This window comes from Wolbachia endosymbiont (group B) of Limnophora tigrina, assembly GCF_964263235.1.
Lineage (GTDB): Bacteria > Pseudomonadota > Alphaproteobacteria > Rickettsiales > Anaplasmataceae > Wolbachia.
On the sequence record NZ_OZ181655.1, the window covers coordinates 1,152,967 to 1,173,116 of the forward strand.

A 20,150-nucleotide genomic window follows, 5' to 3' on the forward strand; every position below is an offset into this window, starting at 1 on the left:
AAATTGCACACTTTTTATACTAAATATATAAATAAATAAGTACTATTCAATATTTATTTTTTTTGCAGCACTATGTAAATAATCACCTAAAACTGCTGAACTTTCCCTCACATACTGAATTATGCTTTTATTTAGGACAATTGCATCATGCATAGTTAAATCGCAGAATATAAATGCTGTTAAATACAGTAAAATCACCGCATAAAATGTGTGAAAAATCCCCTCAAATGTAATTGACATTGCATTATTATAGCTGAGTTGTATTGAACTTATTGGCCATGGTTTTATCACTTCTACGACATTAAAAAATACGTAAGGTATCATAAGAAAAAAGAAAAAGTGCATAAAATCATTAAACCAAAATGGGCATTGAAACATCTGCTTACATATACTCCCATAGAGTTTACTTACAGTATAATAAATTGACATTATTGCTGGCATTGAAAGTGCTACAGTCAATACTTGCCCTGACGCTATTTGTATTACTATGTCTTCACCACTGTTTGCTGAAGGGGCCTGAGCATGAAAAATAAATATTCCAATTAATTGCATTACTAACATAACTATTGCCAAGTTTGTAAAAATAGCAGCTACAACTATTCCTGAATTTGGCATTTTATATAGTAAAAAGTCTCCTCCATACGTGAGAATTAATATAACATCGACAATAAATAATATTAAAAAAGAAGACCAATAGTTCTGCCAACCTGGTAAATATCCTATTCCCAAAAAAGAGCTTACTGTTTTGGCAGGAAAAACCTTACCTAGCATCTTTCCCAAAAATTCAAAAAAAATCCCCATGCTCTAAGTAACACTTGGTTTATATTATTTATAATACTGTATTGTAACGGACTTATCAATAACTTAAAACATGTATTGGAAAATTTTAGGTAATATGCAGCAACAGTAGAAGAACATGCGCCAAAAATTTAGTAATTTTATAGGGCTTGTGCACTTAAATTTTTTGCAATATCAAGTGCAGCGTAAGTGAATATTGCACTTGCACCCGCACGTTTGAAACCAATCAAAGATTCATAAATCACCTTGTCATAATCTAGCCAGCCATTATTTGCAGCAGCTTTTATCATTGCGTACTCACCGCTTACTTGGTAAGCAAAAATCGGAAAATTAAACTTATCACTTGCTGTTTTGATAATATCCAAATATGGCATACCTGGTTTAATCATAATAAAATCTGCACCTTCATTTATATCCATTTCAATTTCGCACATTGCTTCGTGCGCATTTTTATAATCCATTTGATAACCACTTTTGTCTATAGAATGTGATAGCCCACATGAACCAACGACTTGCCTGAATGGAGCATAGAAGCTAGAGCAATATTTCACCGCATAAGATAATATTAATACGTCTTGAAAGTTATTATCATCTAATGATTTTCTGATTCTTCCTATTCTACCATCCATCATATCAGAAGGAGCAACTATATCACATCCTGCCTTCGCTAAAGCAAGTGCTTGCTTACACAGTACTGATATAGTTTCATCGTTTTCTACATCCATCTGATTATCTTTTAAAATGCCGTCATGGCCATGAATAGTGTATGGATCCAGTGCAACGTCTGCAATAATACCAATTTCAGGTACCTTTAATTTTACAGCACGGATTGCTTTGCAGATTAAGTTGTCAGAATTATATGCTCCCTCAGCGTTTTCAGATTTTAGTTTACTATCAACTACAGGAAAAATTGCAACAGCATTAATTCCTAAATCTTTAGCTTTCTTAACTATAGACACTAATCCATCTATTGAATAACACTTTACGCCTGGTAAGCCAGAAATTGGTTCAGTTGTTTCTTCTCTGTCGTGAACAAACAGAGGAAGAACCAGATCATTTACTGATAAACTATTTTCACTTGTTAAATTGCGAACCCATTTGCTCGAGCGCCTGCGCCTTAATCTTGTATTTGGAAAATTAAACATTGGACCCAGGTAAATTCCCAGTAAACAGCAACACTGCTGAAATGAGTACCACCCAAAGCACCGATATTGGCAGAAACACTTTCCAACCAAGGCGCATTAGCTGGTCATATCGATAACGAGGTATTGTTGCTCTAATCCAAATAAATACGAACAAAAGTATAACTATCTTCAAAACGAACCAAATCAAACCTGGAATTTTGTAAAGTAAACTGAACTCCAGCGGCGGATACCATCCTCCTAGAAAGAATATCGTCATCATAGCACTTGCTAGAATCATATTTGCATATTCTCCAAGAAAAAAGAGGGCAAAAGGCATGGATGAATATTCAACATTATATCCAGAGACAAGCTCTGCTTCAGCTTCTGGTAAATCAAATGGGTGACGATTAGTTTCTGCAAGCAAAGAAATAAAAAATATTATTCCTATAGGCATTAGTAGCAAATCAACCCAAAATGGCATATTGTGTTTCGCTACCACCATCTCTCCAAGGTTCAACGTACCAGCTGTAACAACAACTGTAGCAACTATTAAGCCTATTGAAACTTCATATGAAATCATCTGAGCAGCCGACCGTATAGCGCCAAGAAATGCATAATTAGAATTGCTTGACCAGCCTGCAATAATTACGCCGTATACTCCCAGCGACGATATAGCTAGCACATAAAGCACTCCAACATTAATATTTGCTATAACCTTAGGAATCACTACTTGCTGGCCATTTTCTACAATTACTTCAGCACCAAACGGTATAACTGCCCAGGCAATTAATGCCAAGATAAAGGTAAGCATTGGAGCCATAATGAACAGTATGGTGCTTGCTCTAAATGGTATTATCGGCTCTTTAATTATCAGCTTAATAGCATCTGCAAATGGCTGCAATAGCCCAAAAGGTCCAACTACACTTGGGCCGTGTCTCAGTTGAATTGCACCAATAACCTTACGCTCAAAGTATACCAAGTACGCAACTGAAAGTAGTAGCGGTACTAAAATAAATAAAATATTAACTAGCGTGTTCATAAAAAGCTTTAGTACAATCTGCCATTATTTTTGAAGCGCGACTTATTGAATCCGTCATATAAAAATTACACTCCTTTAAAGTAAAAGGTGTATTACTTAAGCTTATTTCACCGCTGCTGATTGGAATCCATTTATTTTTTATCACTTGATCAGCATTTCTAAAATGTGGACCGATAGTATCCAATTTTTTTCTCACGTCAAATAAACTATCATATGGTAAGGAGAGATCCAAATATTGCGAGAGATTTTTAATAATCAACCAATCCTCCTTTGCTTCACCTGGAGGAAATACAGCTAAATTTGTTCTTTGCACTTGACCTTCAGTGTTTACATAAGTTGCATATTTTTCTGTATATGCAGCACCAGGCAAGATAACATCTGCCACATGTGCACCCTTATCACCGTGATGACCTTGATAAATCACAAATGTGTTTTCTAATTTTGATGTATCAATTTCATCTGCACCAAGAAGATAAATGACTTCTATCTCACCACCTTCTGTATGCTCCAGTATTTGATTAGTGTCTTTTCCACCTTTTTCAGGAACAAACCCAACGTCCAGACCACCAACTCTTGCTGCAGCTTTATGCAGCATATTAAAGCCATTCCAGTCATCTCTGACCATGTTAAATTTTTCTGCAATTTTGCCAGCTAGAATTAGAATTGATTCAGAATCATCTCTTATTAATGCATCTTGACCAATGATCAGCATAGGGTTTTGGGCGGCTACCAGCAGCTCACAGAACTTATGATTTCCATTTGCTATTTTACTCAAAACATCAGGATTATCGCCCAATTTCTCAACATGATACAAATATTCAATGTTAGGACCAACACTTGCAATAGGAAAGTTGCCCTGTAAATATCTCTTTCTCAATCTTACATTAATGATCGGTGCTTCTATCCTTGGATTTGTATTTATAAGCAGACACAAATCTGCATTCTCTATACCTTCAATAGTGGTATTGAACACATAAGATCCGCGATTACTTGGTATAAGCTTTGCACCATCTTGCCTGCAGTCTATATTCCCCGAGCCGAGCTTCTGCATCACTTCTTTGAGTAGAAGCATAGACTCACAATCTGCTAAATCACCTGCAATTGCAGCTATTTTATTTGATTTTGTATTCTTTAATTTCTTTGCAGCAATAGTTAATGCTTCATTCCAATCAACTGGGGCTAATTTACCATCTTTTTTTACATAAGGTCGATTAAGACGCTGAACTTTTAGTCCATCATAGGCAAAGCGGGTTTTATCTGATATCCATTCTTCATTTACCTCTTCGCTCAGTCTTGGTAATATTCGCATAACTTCCAGGCCACGATAATCAACTCTAATGCTACTTCCCACAGCATCTAGCACATCTATAGTCTCACAATGTGATAGCTCCCATGGACGCGCTTTAAAGGAGTAAGGCTTTGAAGTTAAAGCCCCTACCGGGCAGAGATCTATGATATTTCCAGATAATTCAGAACTAATATGCCTTTTTATGTAAGTGCTAATCTCTACATTTTCTCCCCTTCCGATTCCTCCAAGTTCATTTGTACCTGCAACATCAGACAAAAATCTAACACACCGAGTGCAATGAATGCATCGATTCATCGCAGTCTCAATCAGTGGTCCGAAGTGTTTTTTTGGCACAGCCCTCTTATGTTCATCAAGTCTGCTGGTTCCTTTCCCATAAGCCATCGTGATATCTTGCAAATCGCATTCACCACCTTGATCGCAAATTGGGCAATCAAGCGGGTGGTTAATTAGCAAAAACTCAAGCACACCTTCACGTGCTTTTTTAACCTTAGGGGTATCAGTGTGAATAACCATCCCTTCTGCAACTGGCATTGCACAAGAGGCTACTGGTTTTGGAGGCCCACCCTCAACTTCAACCAAACACATTCTGCAGTTACCAGCAATTGCTAAACGCTCATGATAACAAAAACGTGGAATTTCAACGCCCACGACTTCACAAGCTTGAATTATAGTGAGCCCATGCTCTACTTCACATTCCTTAGAATTAATAGTAACTTTAACCACAACTATTATACAGCTTCCCACTTTATAGGATTGCCGCTTACCTCATCTTCAACCAGATTGCCGTTGTCATATTGAGCAGACACATAATTCATGCGCGAGTCACGATCTATATATCTAACAGGTTTCACCGGTTTATCTTTATACGTTTTTTGCTCAGCTTTCCTACGCTGAGTAGGGTTATTCTTACTAGCTGTCTTTGCTTTCCCACCTGCTGCCATATAAACTCCTAAAAACTTTTCATTCTATTTTAACACTTAAGTATATAGCGTCAATATTTAATAACTTTAAAATTTCAATAGATCTCTTATTATAATCATCATTTGAATAAAAAGTCACTTCTTCCAGTGCTTGACCAGAAAAAAAGAAATATATATCAGCTACTTTCATAACACTATTTCTCGAAAATAAACGTTCATGTAGTCATGAATAAACCGGTATAAAGACCTTTAATCATTCGCTTCGTAGTACTTCTCAACCAACTTATTAAGTAACCTTACACCAAAACCTACTGCTCCTCTTGGACAAATGTCAGTACCTTTTTCGTGCCAAGCAGTGCCTGCGATATCTAAATGTGCCCAGCAAGTTTCATTCACAAAACGCTGTAAAAACTGTGCAGCCATTATGCTATCTCCACCAGAGCCTGCAGGAGCGATGTTTTGAACATCAGCAATCGGTGAATAGATGATTTTGTCATAAGCTTCATTCATAGGAAAACGCCATAACTTCTCATTTACTTCATTTCCGACATCAATCAGACGATCCGCTAATTCATTATTGTTGGAAAAAAGACCAGCATATTCGTTATTTCCAAGTGCAACCACTATAGCTCCAGTTAAAGTTGCAAGATCAATCATAAATTGTGGTGAAAATCTCTCTTGCGTATACCACAAAGCATCTGCAAGTATGAGTCTTCCCTCCGCATCAGTGTTTAGCACTTCTATCGTCTGTCCAGACATTGAAGTTACTACATCACTCGGCCTTTGGGCATTACCACCCACTGCATTCTCTGCAAGTGCAACTACGCCGATCGCATTTACTTTTGCTTTTCGTCCTGCTAAAGCATGCATCACTCCAACCACAGCAGCAGAGCCTGCCATGTCATATTTCATCGACTCCATACCACGTGAAGGTTTGAGTGATACTCCACCAGTGTCAAACGTTATACCTTTACCAACAAAAGCTATTGGCTTTTGTTCTTTAGAAGCCCCATTCCATTTTATCACTACTAATTTTGGTTCTTTACTGCTTCCTTGTGCCACTCCAAGCAAGGCTCCCATTTTTTTCTCTTCCATCTGCTTTTTATCAAGCACTTCGATTTCAAGGCCAAGCTTAGTAAGCTCTTTTTTTATATGATCAGCATAGGATTCTGGATATAGAATGTTAGGAGGCTCTGTTATAAAAGAGCGCGCAAGGAATATACTCTCACCTTCTTGCCTTAAGTGCTCAAATGATTTTTCAGCATTACTTAATTGTTCATCTTTTACTAATACTGTAATCTCCTCTACCTCTGTAGTTTTTTCATCCTTTTTAGTTTTATACTTATCAAACTTAAAGCTACGCAGAAACGCACCATATGCAACATTTGCTGCACTACCTTCGACTAAAATCGCTGCTTTCTTAATTTTTAATCTGTTTAGCTCACAATATATTTTACCACCAATATTTAATTCTTTATTTTCATCCCATTCATCCTTCTTACCAAGTCCGACAACTATAACATTTTTTTCCTCTGATGAAGGAACAGAGAAAAATTCACCAAAACCTCCACTAAAGTCACTAAATTTCTTGATGTTATCCATAACTTGCTTTTCTTGTAAAACTCCACAATCACTTACAATTTCGTCACCTTCAAATAAACCTGTGACTATTGTTTTAAAATCAGATGAAATTTTAGAAATCGTTACCTTCATTGCTTGTAGCTCCATACTTAAATTAGGTAATGTTTACCAAATTGGCTGAAAAATACAAGTTTTATTTCTTACTAGAGAACTTATTATATCCGCCCAAGGTAATATTAAACGTATAGGTTTTAACGGCCCAATCATTATAAGTAAATGGTGCTATTAGAAGGCTTGCAAGCCCGCTATCAATAAAATTCTCAAGAACAGAATCAGCACAATTATCACAGTTATGGTCAGCAAAAAACATTTGTGTTGTGAATTCTGGAAAATCTGGATGTTGAACTAAAAAATTGATATGTGGGGCTCTGTCACCAATTCCACCAGGTGCTATTGTAATGAAATTATAATAGCCAAGATTATTCACTATAAATCTTCCTGATCCAGCAAAATTTGGATCATCCTCTATATTCTCATCGTAATGGTTCATGCCGCGTGAATTCGCGTGCCATATAGAAACTACAGCATTTTGTATTGGTAAACAGTTTATATCAGTAATTCTACCTACTATATTTATTAATTCTCCTGTTGCACTATTTGGAGAACCAGGTTTTCTTCTTAAATTATTTGAAGAGTTAAAATTTTTTGGCCTTGCATCAAGGTCATATATTTCTGGAGTTTCAATGCAGTTGAGCAAAACAGGATCAGCTGCAAATAGCGGCAAACTGAATACCGTTTGTACTAAAAGCGCTAATAAGATATTTTTCACATTCATTTCATTTATAATAGACTTCTTGCATAACCATATAACAAACTTTTATTGGGAATAGAAACAAAAAACTTACTTGACAAACTCCGCCAGCTCCCTTACCATGATACTGAAGGTATTCAGTTATCTTCATCTGTGCAGATTAAACAGCAAGAAAACAACGTAGTTGGCGTCTTATTTTTAATTTTTTGCACTATGTGCACCTTATGTCTTCACAACATTTCTGGGTTTTTACCTACATAAGCTGAAACGCGCTTATAAGTCGTTTAAGACAGTATAGTACGCCAATTTGCAGGATTAGAGAGTGAACACTAATTACCACGGGGTTTCTTTTGCCTTTTTTTCTGCCTAGTAAATTTCTTAAACATTTTAGCTAAGGTTAGTTGCACTTAAAAGCAGCTAAATTGCAGTGTTTAAGACTTAAAAAACGCCAAATACTGAAAATAGATAATGACCAGGGCTTCTTTTGCCTTTTTTTTCGTTTGGTAAATTTCTTAAATATTTATGGCTAAACGACAACCGTCATCCCGCTACGTGTTAGCGGGATCTATGTTAAGAGATACCGCGAATGAATCGCGGTATGACGTAGGGCTACAGGTGTCATCCCAGTGCTTGACACTGGGATCCAGCTTTTTGGTAATTTTACCGAAAATGTTTGCTCGTTTACAATCAATTTTCCTGGATCCCAGTGTCAAGCACTGGGATGACAGGAGAAGGAGGCTACTTTCATGACACCATTCTTTTTTCTGGATCCAAGTAGTCAGGGCACTGGGATGACGAGAAAGGAGCACTGGAATGACATCATAGGGGCTACTTTCATGACATCATTCTTTTTCCTGGATCCCAGTGTCTGGGCACTGGGATGACAAAAATAAGGAGGCTACTCGGATGACAGGAGAAGGCACTGCCGTCATAAAGGAACCAGTGTCAGCTACTCGGATGACACCTTTTTTCTGCTTAGTTTAGGTTATGCAAGAAGTCTAGTGCATGAACTGGTCCTTTTCGGATTTTAGCGCTGTCTGCACGAACGTCTAGCTTAGGGGTAAGATAGGAGAAAAATTAGGGCCCGCAAATTAATCCAAACACATAAGTGTAGTGTTACCACCGAATGCTGTAGTGTTAACACTTACAACTTTTTCTGTAGAAAAACGCTGTAAATAATGAGGACCACCAGCTTTTGGCCCAGTGCCAGATAGTCCTCTACCACCAAATGGTTGTATCCCAACTGCTGCACCTATCTGGTTACGGTTGATGTAGACATTTCCAACTGATATTTTTTTGCTTATTAAATCGATCTGATTTTGTATACGGCTCTGCAAAGAAAATGTAAGCCCATATCCTGTATTGTTTATATCACTTATAACTTCATTTAATTGTGACTTGTTAAAACGTATGATATGCAAAATAGGACCAAATACTTCTTGCTTTAATTGCGAAATTTTTTGTATCTCATAAATATATGGAGGAAAGAAATAACCATTATGAGAATTTGTATCCATGGGTACTTTAAATAACAGATTTGAATCTTCGTCTTCTGACATTTTTTGCGTATGTTGAGTTAGCATATCGATAGATGCTTTGTCAATTATTGGACCAATATCAGTACTAAGTTGTATTGGGTCACCAATCTTGAGTTCTTGTGCTGCACCACATATCATTTTTATCTGCTTCTCTGCTATGTCCTCTTGAATAAACAGCACTCTAAGTGCAGAACAGCGTTGGCCGGCACTGCGAAACGCAGAAAGTACAACATCTGTAGTCACTTGCTCTAAGAGAGCGGAGCTATCAACAATCATAGCATTGAGCCCTCCTGTTTCAGCAATAAGCGGCACAATAGGCCCATCCCTATCTGCAAGCATTTTATTAATTGTTTGAGCAGTTTGTGTTGAGCCAGTAAAAGCTACTCCAGCAATTCTATTGTCTGGAACTAATATTTTGCCTAAATATCCACCATCCCCAGGAATGAGGTGTAACAGATTTTTTGGTATCCCAGCTTCATGTAGTATCTTAACAGCTTCGCAGGCAATAATCGGCGTTTGCTCTGCTGGTTTTGCCAGCACTGCATTACCTGCTGCAAGTGCAGCTGAAACCTGCCCAATGAAGATAGCAAGTGGAAAATTCCACGGTGATATACACAGGAAAACTCCTCTGCCTTCAAAAAAGATGAAGTTATCTTCACCCGTTGGACCTGGCAATTTTTTCCAGTCGCTCAGTTCATTTTTTGCTATCATTGCGTAGTAACGTAAGAAATCCACTGCCTCTCTTACTTCCGCTATTGCATCAGATAAAATTTTTCCTGCTTCTACGATCAGAATGTAAATCAACTCTTTCATCCTTTCTTCAAGCAAATCTGCAGCTTTTTCAAGGCATTTAGCGCGCTTTTCTGCTGAAACATTCTGCCATTCAGTAAAAGCATTATGTGCTATTTCAAGAGCGTTTAAAGCTTGAGCACTTGTTGTATTTGACACTTCTCCAATTACATTTTCTAAATGTGCAGGATTCACCACTTCAGTAAATTTGGCATCATCAAAAAGTGACTGTCCGTCAATTATTGGCCCAACTTGCCATTTTTTTTCACTAAAGCTCTTTATATCATCTGCAAATTGTGAGACTATCACCGAGTCACTAATATCCATTCCCAAAGAATTTTTTCTTTCTGGTCCCAAAATATCTTGTGGTAATGGAATGCCTGAATGAGATTCATAATTGAAACTTATAGCTTTTTCCAGTGGATCTGAAATTAACTCATCAATTTTAATGTTAGAATCATTTATTTGATTAACAAACGAACTATTAGCTCCATTTTCAAGAAGGCGTCTTATAAGATAAGGCAACAAGTCACTATGTTTACCAACTGGTGCGTAGACACGACAGCTAACATTTGTTGCAAGCTCTGACATTGCATAATCATATAAGTCTTTTGCCATTCCATGTAAGCGTTGAAATTCAAATCCAGGGTGGTTTTTATCAGCAAGTTCCATGATAGAAGCAAAAGTATAGGCGTTATGAGTTCCAAAGCATGGGTAAAAGCTGTTTGGTTTACTCAAAAGTTTCTGTGCGCACGCGAGGTAAGATACGTCAGTATAGCTTTTTCTTGTAAATACTGAGTAATCATTTAATCCCAATTCTTGCGTACGCTTGATTTCTGAATCCCAATATGCACCTTTTACAAGTCTGACCATAATTTTGTGATTTGATCGAATAGCAACATCCTCTACAAAGTCAAGAACAGACAAAGCACGTTTTTGATATGCTTGTACAGCCAAGCCAAGCCCTTCCCACTCAGAAAGTGATTCATCAAGCCGTAATTGTTCAAACAAGATTAAGGACATTTCAAGCCTTTCTGTTTCTTCTGCATCTATGCATAATGAAATGTTGTATTTTTTTGCTTCATGACAAAGCTCTAGCAGTTTAGCTCTCAACTCTTCAGCTATATTATCGAATTGACCAAATTCATAACGTGGATGTAACGCAGACAATTTGATTGAAATTCCATGCGATTTAAAACAATCATTTATTTCAGTGGATTCACCTATAGCTTTTATTGAGTGCATGTATGAATTAAAATACTCTTCTGCATCTTCAGCTGTGTGAGCAGCTTCGCCAAGCATATCAAAAGAGTATAAAAACTTACTATTGTCATCTAGTTTTGCATACCTTAAAGCTTCTTCTATGGTTTCTCCAACAACAAAATGATTACCAAGCATAGACATTGCTTGTTTTACTGCTTTGCGAATGATTGGTTCTCCTAAATTCTTAAGTAACTTAGAAATTGCGTAATAGAACTTCGAATCGCCTTCATTATCTCTCAATATACTGCTACCTATCATCAAGCTCCATGTGGAAGCATTGACAAACAACGAAGAAGAGTGCCCTAAATATTTATTCCATTCCTGATTGGCAATTTTATCTTTGATTATTTCGTCTATTGTATAATCATCTGGTATTCTAAGTAGCGATTCAGCAAGGCACATCAATGCTATTCCTTCATCATTGGAAAGCGAGTATTGCTGCATAAAGGAATCTACAATACTTAATTTATTGTGTTTGATTTTTTCAATAACTTGTTTTGCAATATTATAAATTCTACTTTTTGAATCAGCTGAAAGCTCTGCTTTTTCTACAAGATAACGTATATAACTCTTTTCATCAGTACGATAAAATCCTTGTAAACGTTTTCTCAATTCGTTAGGTTCTTGTATAGAGGTAATCATAATTATCTATAAAACACCTTTGCTATATGTAAGGTAAAATTATATCATAACTTCGCGTAGAATAAATTATTATTTATAAAAGAGCCAGGGCTGGCTAAAAGAAGTCTAGTACTTACTTAACTTTACTAAGCCAAGAGAAGTATGTAGCTCAATACTCCACCATCCATCAAGTATTTAACCTCAGTTGCAGTTTGTACACAGCATTTGAGTTGAATTGATTGTTCAGAACTATCCTTTCTTTTGATGATACATTCTAAATTTCCACTTGGCACTATTTCACCTTTTATGCTTATTATCTCACTACCATCAAATATCTTTCTGGTTATTCCATTTTGGAATATAAGTGGAAGAACACCCATGCCGACCAAGTTGGACCTATGTATACGCTCAAAGCTTTCTGCAATTACAACTTTAATCCCCAACAATAAAGTACCTTTTGCTGCCCAATCCCTACTTGAACCTGTGCCATACTCCTTTCCTGCCACAATGATGAGAGGAACATTACTTTCTTTGTAGCGCATTGCTGCATCAAAAATCGACATAGTTTCTTGAGAAGGAATATATTTTGTATAGCCGCCTTCGATGCTTACCATTTCATTTTTTATTCTAATGTTAGCAAAAGTCCCACGCATCATTACATTGTGATTACCACGACGAGACCCATACGAATTAAAGTCCTGTGGCTCAATTCCAAGATTTTTTAAATATATACCTGCAGGACTACTTGAGGCAATATTTCCAGCAGGGGAAATGTGATCAGTGGTTACGCTATCGCCAAACATTGCCAATATTTGTGCACCTTTTATATCGATTGTTTTATCTTTATTATTTTTAGGTGATAAATTATCAAAATAGGGCGGATCTTGTATGTAAGTGCTGTTTGCATCCCAATTATAGATTTCACTTTTTTCACACTTTATCTTTCGCCAATGTTCATCACCAGAAAAAACATCCTTATACTTTTGTATAAACATCTCACGTGTTACCACATTTTTAACACAATCTTCGATTTCATTGTTTGTTGGCCATATATCTTTGAGATAGACATCATTTCCATTCTTATCTTTGCATATTGAATCTTTTGTCAAATCAGTTTGCACAGTACCAGCAAGTGCATATGCAACAACAAGTGGCGGAGATGCCAAGTAATTAGCTTTGACTAACGGATGAATTCTTCCTTCAAAGTTACGATTACCAGATAAAACTGCAGCAACAGTTAAATTTTTGTTTTTAATGCCATCTTCTATATCTTTATTAAGTGGACCAGAATTCCCAATGCAAGTTGTGCAACCATATCCAACTAGATTAAAACCCAAAGCATTTAGATCTACCTGCAATCCAGACTTTTCTAAATATTCTGTTACAACTTGTGACCCTGGAGCAAGAGAAGTTTTAACCCAAGGCTTTGATTTTAATCCAAGTTTAATTGCATTACGAGCTACAAGACCTGCAGCAATCATCACACTTGGATTTGAGGTGTTAGTGCAGCTTGTTATTGCTGCAATAACTACACTTCCATCTTGAAGCTTATCACTTTCCTTTGATTCGTTAACTGAAAATGATTTAGAAAAAGACTCTGCCACTTGTGAAAGAAAAACCTTATCTTGTGGTCTTTTGGGACCAGCCATTACTGGCTTCACGCTTGATAAATCAAGCTCTAGTGTGTCAAAAAATGCTAACTCATTATTGCCACGCCACAATCCTTGCTCTTTCGCATAAGCCTCAACTAGCTTTTCTGGCCTTCCGGTTAAGCTTAAATAATCTAGCGTTTTCTGATCAATTGGAAAAAATCCACAAGTTGCGCCATACTCTGGGGCCATGTTTGCTATAGTTGCCCTATCTGCCAAAGATAAATAATCTAAACCATCACCATAAAATTCTACAAACTTACCAACAACACCCTTTGTTCTTAGGATATTGGTAACCGTCAGCACTAAATCAGTCGCAGTTACTCCTTCCGGCAGTCTGCCAATTAATTTAAATCCAACTACTTCTGGAATCACCATACTAATTGGTTGACCAAGCATCACAGACTCAGCTTCTATGCCTCCAACACCCCAACCAAGGACTGATAACCCGTTAACCATCGTAGTATGGCTATCCGTACCAACCAAAGTATCAGGATACAAAACCCCATCCTTATTACATACAACTTGCGCTAAGTACTCAAGATTCACTTGGTGGCAAATCCCTGTGCCAGGCGGTACTACTCTAAAATTTGTGAAGGATGATTCTCCCCACTTTAAGAATTGATATCTCTCCAAATTTCTTTTTACTTCTAGCTCAACATTCTTACTGAATGCGGAAACACTTCCATAACTATCTACTTGAACAGAATGGTCGATCACAAGATCAACGGGCACAGACGGATTTATGCTGCTTGGATCGCCTCCATTTTTCTTGACATAACTCCGCATAGAAGCTAAATCGACGACAGCAGGAACCCCTGTAAAATCTTGCATCAACACCCTTGCTGGCTTGTAGCTAATTTCATGATTAGCATGTTTATTAACGCAACTTGCTAGTATTTTTATATCATCCAGCTTTACGTTTACTCCATCTTCATTGCGCAATAAATTTTCAAGCAGAACCTTAAGTGAGCAGGGCAATTTAGTTACATCTATTCCTAAAAATTCACTAGCACTACTTAGGCTAAAATAGTTGTATGACTTCCCGTCAATGTTTAAAGTCGTTTCTGCGTTTAAAGAATTATTCATCAGGTTACATCATATTAGTTAAAATTGGAATTACTACCGTTACTTTTTTGTTGTTGACTTTGCTGCTCGTACATAGTTTCAAAATCTATAGGATCTAGCATTAGTGGGGGAAATCCACCACTACTTGTAACTCTTGCAATTATTTCTCTTGTAAAAGGGAAAAGAAAAGTAGGTCCGCCAATAAACAAAGCTTGTCTTACCTCTTCCTCACTCAACTCTTTTAAATTTTCTATTGAAAAAATGCCACAATATTTCGTCTCACAAATGAAAGCTACGCCATCTTTTATACCTTCATCTTTTATCGTTGCTCTGACTTCTATATGTAAAGTAATTTCATGGAAAGATTTTTCTTCATTTGCTCCTTCTTTGTTTTCCATCCCTTCTAATTTTGCTGAATTGATATTAACCATTACATTAATATCGGGAGCTTTACCTGAAGAAAGGAATGGCGAATTTGGATTCTCAAATGATAGATCTTTAATATATTGACCATGAATTCTCATTTTTTGCTGCGACATTTCTTACGTCTCCTTTAATTGAGTTGAAGTATTTAATACTTTCCTATAATATCCATTTACAAATGAATGGCAAACCTAATTATAAATTGATATAAAATAAACATATTTTCATTAATAATTAATAATGTTCGGATACTTTATATGCCAAGGAGTTGAGTTACTATGATAGAGCTTGTAATATACGCTTTATTAGCAGCGTTCATTTTTTCACGTTTGTATAATTCTTTAGGAAGGTCAGCCAACCTCAACCTAAAAAAGCTAACTAGTGTATTGGATGTAAGCCGAAGTAGAAAAGATGTAGTAGAAAACATTGAGGGTTACATTGATAGCAATGATGAAAATTCAATAAAAGTTACTTATGAACAAATATTAAAAAAAAACAAAGATTTTTCTATTTCCCACTTTATAGAAGGTTCAAGCATAGCTTTTGAATTAATAATAAAATATTTCAATCAAGGAAATCTGTCCCAGTTAAAATCTCTCTTGGATAAAGATTTATACAACAACTTCGTAGAGAAGATTAAACATCGTAAAGAGGTGTACGAATCTATAATTGTTTCTATCGTTTCACAAAAGATTTTAGAAATAAAGCTAGTAAAAAATGTAGTGTTTATTGCAGTATATTTCCTTTCAGAGCAAATTAACTTCGTTAAGAATAATAAAGGAGATATCATATCAGGTAGTACATCCACCATTAATAAAGTTGAGGATGTATGGCAATTCAAAAAAAATATTAATTCATCAGACCCAACCTGGTTGCTTGTTTCTATTAACTATAAGAAGACAAATAATGATAAGACAAATGGCAAGCAAGATTAGTTTTATTTGAAATGGAAAGCAAGCTACGCGAAATAGTACTTGATACTGAAACAACAGGTCTTGACACTGGATCTGGTCATCGAATTATTGAAATAGGGTGCGTGGAATTAATTAATCGTATTCCAACAGGTAAAGTATTCCATCGGTACCTTAACCCAGAAAGAGATATACCTTATCACTCGTTTAAGATTCACGGTATTAGTGAAGAATTTTTAGAAGATAAACCATTATTTTCAGATGTTGCACTTGAATTTCTTGACTTTATATCTAATGATATTTTGGTAATTCACAACGCTGAATTCGATGTTAAGTTCCTTAACATGGAGTTAAGCAAGCTGAATGCTGGGTTAATTTCCTCAGATAGAGTGCTAGATACATTACCTCTTGCGAGGAAAAAATTCATAGGATCACCTGCTTCTTTAAACGCATTATGCAAGCGTTTTGATATATCGTTAGAGGGTAGAGAATTGCACGGAGCACTAGTTGATGCTCAATTGCTTGCTAGGGTATATGTTGAACTCACAGGAGGGTTACAACCCTTTTTATTTGATAATGAATGCGATCAGGACAGTAACTCTACATTTGTTCAGCATAAAGTGCGCAATCTAACTCCCAGAAAACATTTACCAAATAGTGAAGAAATTGATGAACATAAGAAACTGTTAGACAAAATTAACAATCCACTTTGGAAGAAATATATTGAATAGGTTAACCAATAAAGATACAATTTGATTTTACTGAGAGCGTTCTAATGGTAAGGTTTATAAGATTGTTATCTAATATAATAGCAGCATTAGCAGTTGTTTTTTTAGGTTATTGTTATTTCACTAAAAAAGGCATATTTGTCCCAGCAGCGATTCACAACGCGGAAGTTAAGATAGGCGGAGATTTTTCTTTAATTAATCAGGACGGACAGATTCTGCGCAGTAGTGATTTTAAAGATAAATACATGATGATTTTCTTTGGATTTTCCTCATGTAAAAGAATTTGTCCTATGAACCTTGGGATAATTTCAGAAACACTTGCAAAGTTAGATGAGAAAACTAACAACAAGCTACAAACATTCTTCATCACAGTTGATCCTGAGCGCGATAGCACGGAAAGACTTAAAGAATTTCAGCAGCAATTTGACCATAGAATACAAATGTTAACTGGTGAAAGAGAAAAAATAGACGAAGTAGTTGCAAAATATAAAGTACATGCAAGCAAAGTAGACGGGGAAGAAGAAATCAACCATTCTTCGATAATATATCTTATTGGCCCTGGAGGAAGATATGTTACACACTTTGCAGCTGATTTAAATTCAGACGAAAGTCAATCTGATAAGATTTTGGCTGAGATAAGAAAATACGTAAACTGAATTATAGATTTTTCTGTTAATTACGCAACTGCATGAGCATTATAATTTAATCTCCACCGGGAAGACGCATTGGAATGACACTATTTGCTGTCTTCAAAAATAAACGTTCGTAAAGGTATCTGTTCAGCAGAGTGGCAAAATAAGGTAGACGAGAAAAGACAACTATAGGAACAAATGGGTGTCATGCCAGTGCGTGACACTGGCATCCAGTCCTTTTGCACAGTTTCATCAAAAACGTTGTAAAGGATTAACCGCTTTCGCGTTTACCAACTTAGTGCCCAATCTGGATCCCAGTGTCAAGCACTGGCATGACAAGAAAGGGAGCACTGGAATTTTTGTTTCAGTATTTGTACATTAGCCATGCATCTGAACAGATACTCGTAAAGTTGTGCTTTTAACATGGGTTATCAGTTTAAAAATGTTGCTAACTAGTATATCTGAATGTAACATCAATTAACGTGTATAAATGAAGCAATCTAATGGAAAATAGTTATAATGCCGATGCAATAAAAATCTTAAGGGGTCTTGATGCTGTAAGGAAACGTCCAGGTATGTACATTGGTGACACTGACGATGGATCTGGCTTGCACCACATGGTATATGAGGTTGTTGACAACGCAATAGATGAATCTTTAGCTGGATATTGTGATAAAATTGAAGTTAGCATAAATAAAGATGGTTCAGTATCTGTAACTGATAATGGTCGTGGCATTCCAACTGACCTTCATGAAGAAGAAGGAATATCAGCAGCAGAGGTAATAATGACTCAACTCCATGCTGGTGGTAAATTTGACAGTAATACCTATAAAGTTTCTGGGGGATTACATGGTGTTGGAATCTCAGTTGTGAATGCATTATCAAGCTGGTTGGAATTAACTATTTGGCGCAATAAGAAAGAACACTTTATGCGCTTTGAAGATGGTGAGTCTATTGAACCTTTAAAGGTAGTCAACGAAAATACAAACAAAAGAGGAACTAAAGTCACGTTCATGCCATCAACAGAGACTTTTAATGGCATTAATTTCAGTTACTCAACGCTTGAAAGTCGTATAAGAGAATTAGCATTTTTAAATTCAAATATCGACATTACTTTACGTGATCTGCGCAATGAACCATATACAGAATCTCATTTCAATCAGAGCAATCAATCTAAAGACAATTTTGGTACAGCGAATTTTGTGCGGTACTTAGATAAGAATAAGATACATTTAACTAAAATTGCCAGTATGAAAGGAGATGCAGAAGATCTTGGCATCAGCTTGGAAATATCGATGGAATGGAATGATTCCTATTATGAACATATGTTATGCTTCACGAATAATATAAGGCAACGAGATGGTGGCACGCATTTGGCAGGATTTAGATCTGCACTAACTAGATGTATCAATAACTATGCAACTAATGAAGGGTTTTTAAAGAAAGCAAAAGTAAATTTAACTGGAGAGGATGTTAGAGAAGGTTTAACTTGTGTTTTATCTCTCAAGATGCCTGATCCTAAGTTTTCTTCACAAACAAAAGATAAACTAGTTAGTTCTGAAGCGCGTACAGTTGTGGAGAGCATAGTTTCTGATAAATTGGGCACAATCCTTGAAACTGATCCCAAATTGGCAGCAAGTATAGTAGAAAGAGCAATCAGATCAGCAAAAGGAAGAGAAGCCGCAAGAAAAGCACGAGAGTTAGTTAAAAGCAAAAACAATATTGATATTGCAACTCTGCCAGGAAAGCTTGCTGATTGCCAGGAAAAAGCCCCTGAGTTATCGGAATTATTTATAGTAGAGGGTAATTCAGCAGGTGGTACTGCAAAGCAGGGGCGTAATCGTAAAACACAAGCAGTGCTTGCCTTAAGAGGAAAAATTCTAAACGTAGAACGTGTAAGTTTAGATCGTATTTTTTCATCTGCAGAAATAGGCTCTTTAATTACTGCAATTGGTGCTGGAATAGGGAGTGAACACTTCAATATTGAAAAAGCTAGATATCATAAAATTATCATCATGACAGATGCAGATGTTGATGGTTCACATATAAGAACTTTGATTCTAACTTTCTTTTTTAGACACATGCGTGAAGTTATTGAAAAAGGCTACTTATACATAGCACAGCCACCCCTCTATAAAGTTACAAAGAATGCTAAAGACACTTATATTAAAGATGACGAAACTTTTGAAGAGTATATAATAAACTCAGCAGTTAAAAGATTAACACTAAGTGGTACAGCTACAGAATTTAACGACTTGCGCCTTATTTTGAATAAATGCGTTAGCATTTCTAATATTAGCAAAAATTATGATAGAGAAATACCACAAAATCTCTTAGAGTCATTGCTAATTTCAAGCAAAAAGAATGCTCTATCATCGGCTGATGAGATATTAAAGTATTTAAAATTAATGTACAGCGAATATACTTGGGAAGTAGAAATAAAAGATGAAGAAAAAGAAATTCACATCTCTAAATTATTTCAAGGATTGGCAGACAAATATATATTTGCACTTAGTATGCTTGAAGGCAAAGATATGCAAAACATATTAAGTTTGCTTGATGGTATAAGTAATTTATTTAATGGTGATTCATTTTTAAAATCACAAGAAACTGAAATAAGAATCACTTCTCCAAGTGCACTTGCAAAAATAATAATGGACTATGGTAAAAAGGGTTTAACTCTGCAGAGATTTAAAGGTCTTGGTGAAATGAATGCTGATCAGCTATGGGATACTACGTTAAATCCTGAGGCTAGAACTTTATTGAAGGTTGAAATAAAAGATTGTGAAGAAGCTGATTCCATATTTTCAATATTAATGGGTGATATAGTTGAACCACGCCGTGATTTTATTAATAGCAATGCACTCAACGTGCATGATGTTGATATTTGAACTTTTAGCAAAATGTACGAACGTTACGGGTTTAAGCAAAAACTGTGTCATTCAA

Annotated in this window: 17 protein-coding genes; 6 read left to right on the plus strand and 11 right to left on the minus strand. The window is 36.1% G+C overall.

All coding sequences use genetic code 11. From position 1 onward, the window contains the following. Window positions 1–42 precede the first annotated feature (42 nt). The 8 genes from ACE38O_RS05730 to ACE38O_RS05765 all read right to left on the minus strand — a co-directional run bounded on the left by ACE38O_RS05730 (window position 43) and on the right by ACE38O_RS05765 (window position 7,606). Window positions 43–801 carry a phosphatidylglycerophosphatase gene (locus ACE38O_RS05730; protein ID WP_374698559.1) on the minus strand — a complete coding sequence of 253 codons (759 nt, stop codon included), beginning with the start codon at window positions 799–801 and terminating at the stop codon, window positions 43–45. Between the two features lie 137 nt (window positions 802–938). After that, window positions 939–1,943, minus strand: coding sequence for a porphobilinogen synthase (gene hemB / locus ACE38O_RS05735; protein WP_374698560.1), 1,005 nt, complete (start codon window positions 1,941–1,943; stop codon window positions 939–941). After that, window positions 1,936–2,961, minus strand: coding sequence for an NADH-quinone oxidoreductase subunit NuoH (nuoH, locus tag ACE38O_RS05740; RefSeq protein WP_374698561.1), 1,026 nt, complete (start codon window positions 2,959–2,961; stop codon window positions 1,936–1,938). Before nuoH ends, hemB begins: the two co-directional genes overlap by 8 nt. Continuing rightward, window positions 2,945–4,993 carry an NADH-quinone oxidoreductase subunit NuoG gene (gene nuoG, locus ACE38O_RS05745; RefSeq protein WP_374698562.1) on the minus strand — a complete coding sequence of 683 codons (2,049 nt, stop codon included), beginning with the start codon at window positions 4,991–4,993 and terminating at the stop codon, window positions 2,945–2,947. Before nuoG ends, nuoH begins: the two co-directional genes overlap by 17 nt. Before the next feature lie 5 nt (window positions 4,994–4,998). After that, window positions 4,999–5,211 (minus strand): hypothetical protein, encoded by a 213-nt coding sequence (locus ACE38O_RS05750; RefSeq protein WP_374698563.1) that lies wholly within the window; start codon window positions 5,209–5,211, stop codon window positions 4,999–5,001. 19 nt (window positions 5,212–5,230) lie between these two features. After that, on the minus strand, window positions 5,231–5,380 hold the full coding sequence (locus ACE38O_RS05755) for a hypothetical protein (RefSeq protein WP_374698564.1): 150 nt from the start codon (window positions 5,378–5,380) through the stop codon (window positions 5,231–5,233). A 59-nt stretch (window positions 5,381–5,439) separates the two neighbouring features. After that, window positions 5,440–6,903 (minus strand): leucyl aminopeptidase, encoded by a 1,464-nt coding sequence (locus ACE38O_RS05760; RefSeq protein ID WP_374698565.1) that lies wholly within the window; start codon window positions 6,901–6,903, stop codon window positions 5,440–5,442. A 61-nt stretch (window positions 6,904–6,964) separates the two neighbouring features. Then, window positions 6,965–7,606 carry a protocatechuate 3,4-dioxygenase gene (locus ACE38O_RS05765; RefSeq protein ID WP_374698566.1) on the minus strand — a complete coding sequence of 214 codons (642 nt, stop codon included), beginning with the start codon at window positions 7,604–7,606 and terminating at the stop codon, window positions 6,965–6,967. A 498-nt stretch (window positions 7,607–8,104) separates the two neighbouring features. Between ACE38O_RS05765 and ACE38O_RS06120 the strand changes: the two genes are divergently transcribed. Together ACE38O_RS06120 and ACE38O_RS05775 are read left to right on the plus strand one after the other, a co-directional pair. Continuing rightward, window positions 8,105–8,332 (plus strand): hypothetical protein, encoded by a 228-nt coding sequence (locus tag ACE38O_RS06120; protein WP_410542004.1) that lies wholly within the window; start codon window positions 8,105–8,107, stop codon window positions 8,330–8,332. Continuing rightward, window positions 8,329–8,466, plus strand: a complete 138-nt coding sequence (locus ACE38O_RS05775) for a hypothetical protein (protein WP_374698568.1) — start codon at window positions 8,329–8,331, stop codon at window positions 8,464–8,466. The genes ACE38O_RS06120 and ACE38O_RS05775 overlap by 4 nt, the downstream gene beginning before the upstream one ends. Before the next feature lie 207 nt (window positions 8,467–8,673). Here the strand turns inward: ACE38O_RS05775 and putA are convergent, their stop codons facing one another. From putA to secB, 3 genes are all read right to left on the minus strand, one after another. After that, the gene (gene putA / locus ACE38O_RS05780; RefSeq protein ID WP_374698569.1) at window positions 8,674–11,814 is read right to left on the minus strand and encodes a bifunctional proline dehydrogenase/L-glutamate gamma-semialdehyde dehydrogenase PutA; all 3,141 of its coding nucleotides are present in this window, start codon (window positions 11,812–11,814) and stop codon (window positions 8,674–8,676) included. 125 nt (window positions 11,815–11,939) lie between these two features. Next, entirely contained in the window at window positions 11,940–14,531 is a 2,592-nt protein-coding gene (gene acnA, locus ACE38O_RS05785) for an aconitate hydratase AcnA (RefSeq protein WP_374698570.1), read from the minus strand. Window positions 14,532–14,545: 14 nt separating this feature from the next. Further along, complete coding sequence (gene secB, locus ACE38O_RS05790; protein ID WP_374698571.1) at window positions 14,546–15,049, minus strand: protein-export chaperone SecB; 504 nt, start codon at window positions 15,047–15,049, stop codon at window positions 14,546–14,548. 162 nt (window positions 15,050–15,211) lie between these two features. On the opposite strand from secB, the gene ACE38O_RS05795 reads away from it, so the two are divergent. The 4 genes from ACE38O_RS05795 (at window position 15,212) to gyrB (ending at window position 20,095) form a co-directional block, all read left to right on the plus strand. Further along, window positions 15,212–15,868, plus strand: coding sequence for a Tim44/TimA family putative adaptor protein (locus ACE38O_RS05795; protein WP_374698572.1), 657 nt, complete (start codon window positions 15,212–15,214; stop codon window positions 15,866–15,868). An 11-nt stretch (window positions 15,869–15,879) separates the two neighbouring features. Further along, a complete protein-coding gene (dnaQ, locus tag ACE38O_RS05800) occupies window positions 15,880–16,575 on the plus strand; it encodes a DNA polymerase III subunit epsilon (protein ID WP_374698573.1) in 696 nt (231 codons plus the stop codon). A 44-nt stretch (window positions 16,576–16,619) separates the two neighbouring features. After that, the gene (locus ACE38O_RS05805; RefSeq protein ID WP_374698574.1) at window positions 16,620–17,228 is read left to right on the plus strand and encodes an SCO family protein; all 609 of its coding nucleotides are present in this window, start codon (window positions 16,620–16,622) and stop codon (window positions 17,226–17,228) included. Between the two features lie 479 nt (window positions 17,229–17,707). Then, window positions 17,708–20,095 (plus strand): DNA topoisomerase (ATP-hydrolyzing) subunit B, encoded by a 2,388-nt coding sequence (gene gyrB, locus ACE38O_RS05810; protein WP_374698575.1) that lies wholly within the window; start codon window positions 17,708–17,710, stop codon window positions 20,093–20,095. The last annotated feature ends 55 nt before the right edge of the window (window positions 20,096–20,150 follow it).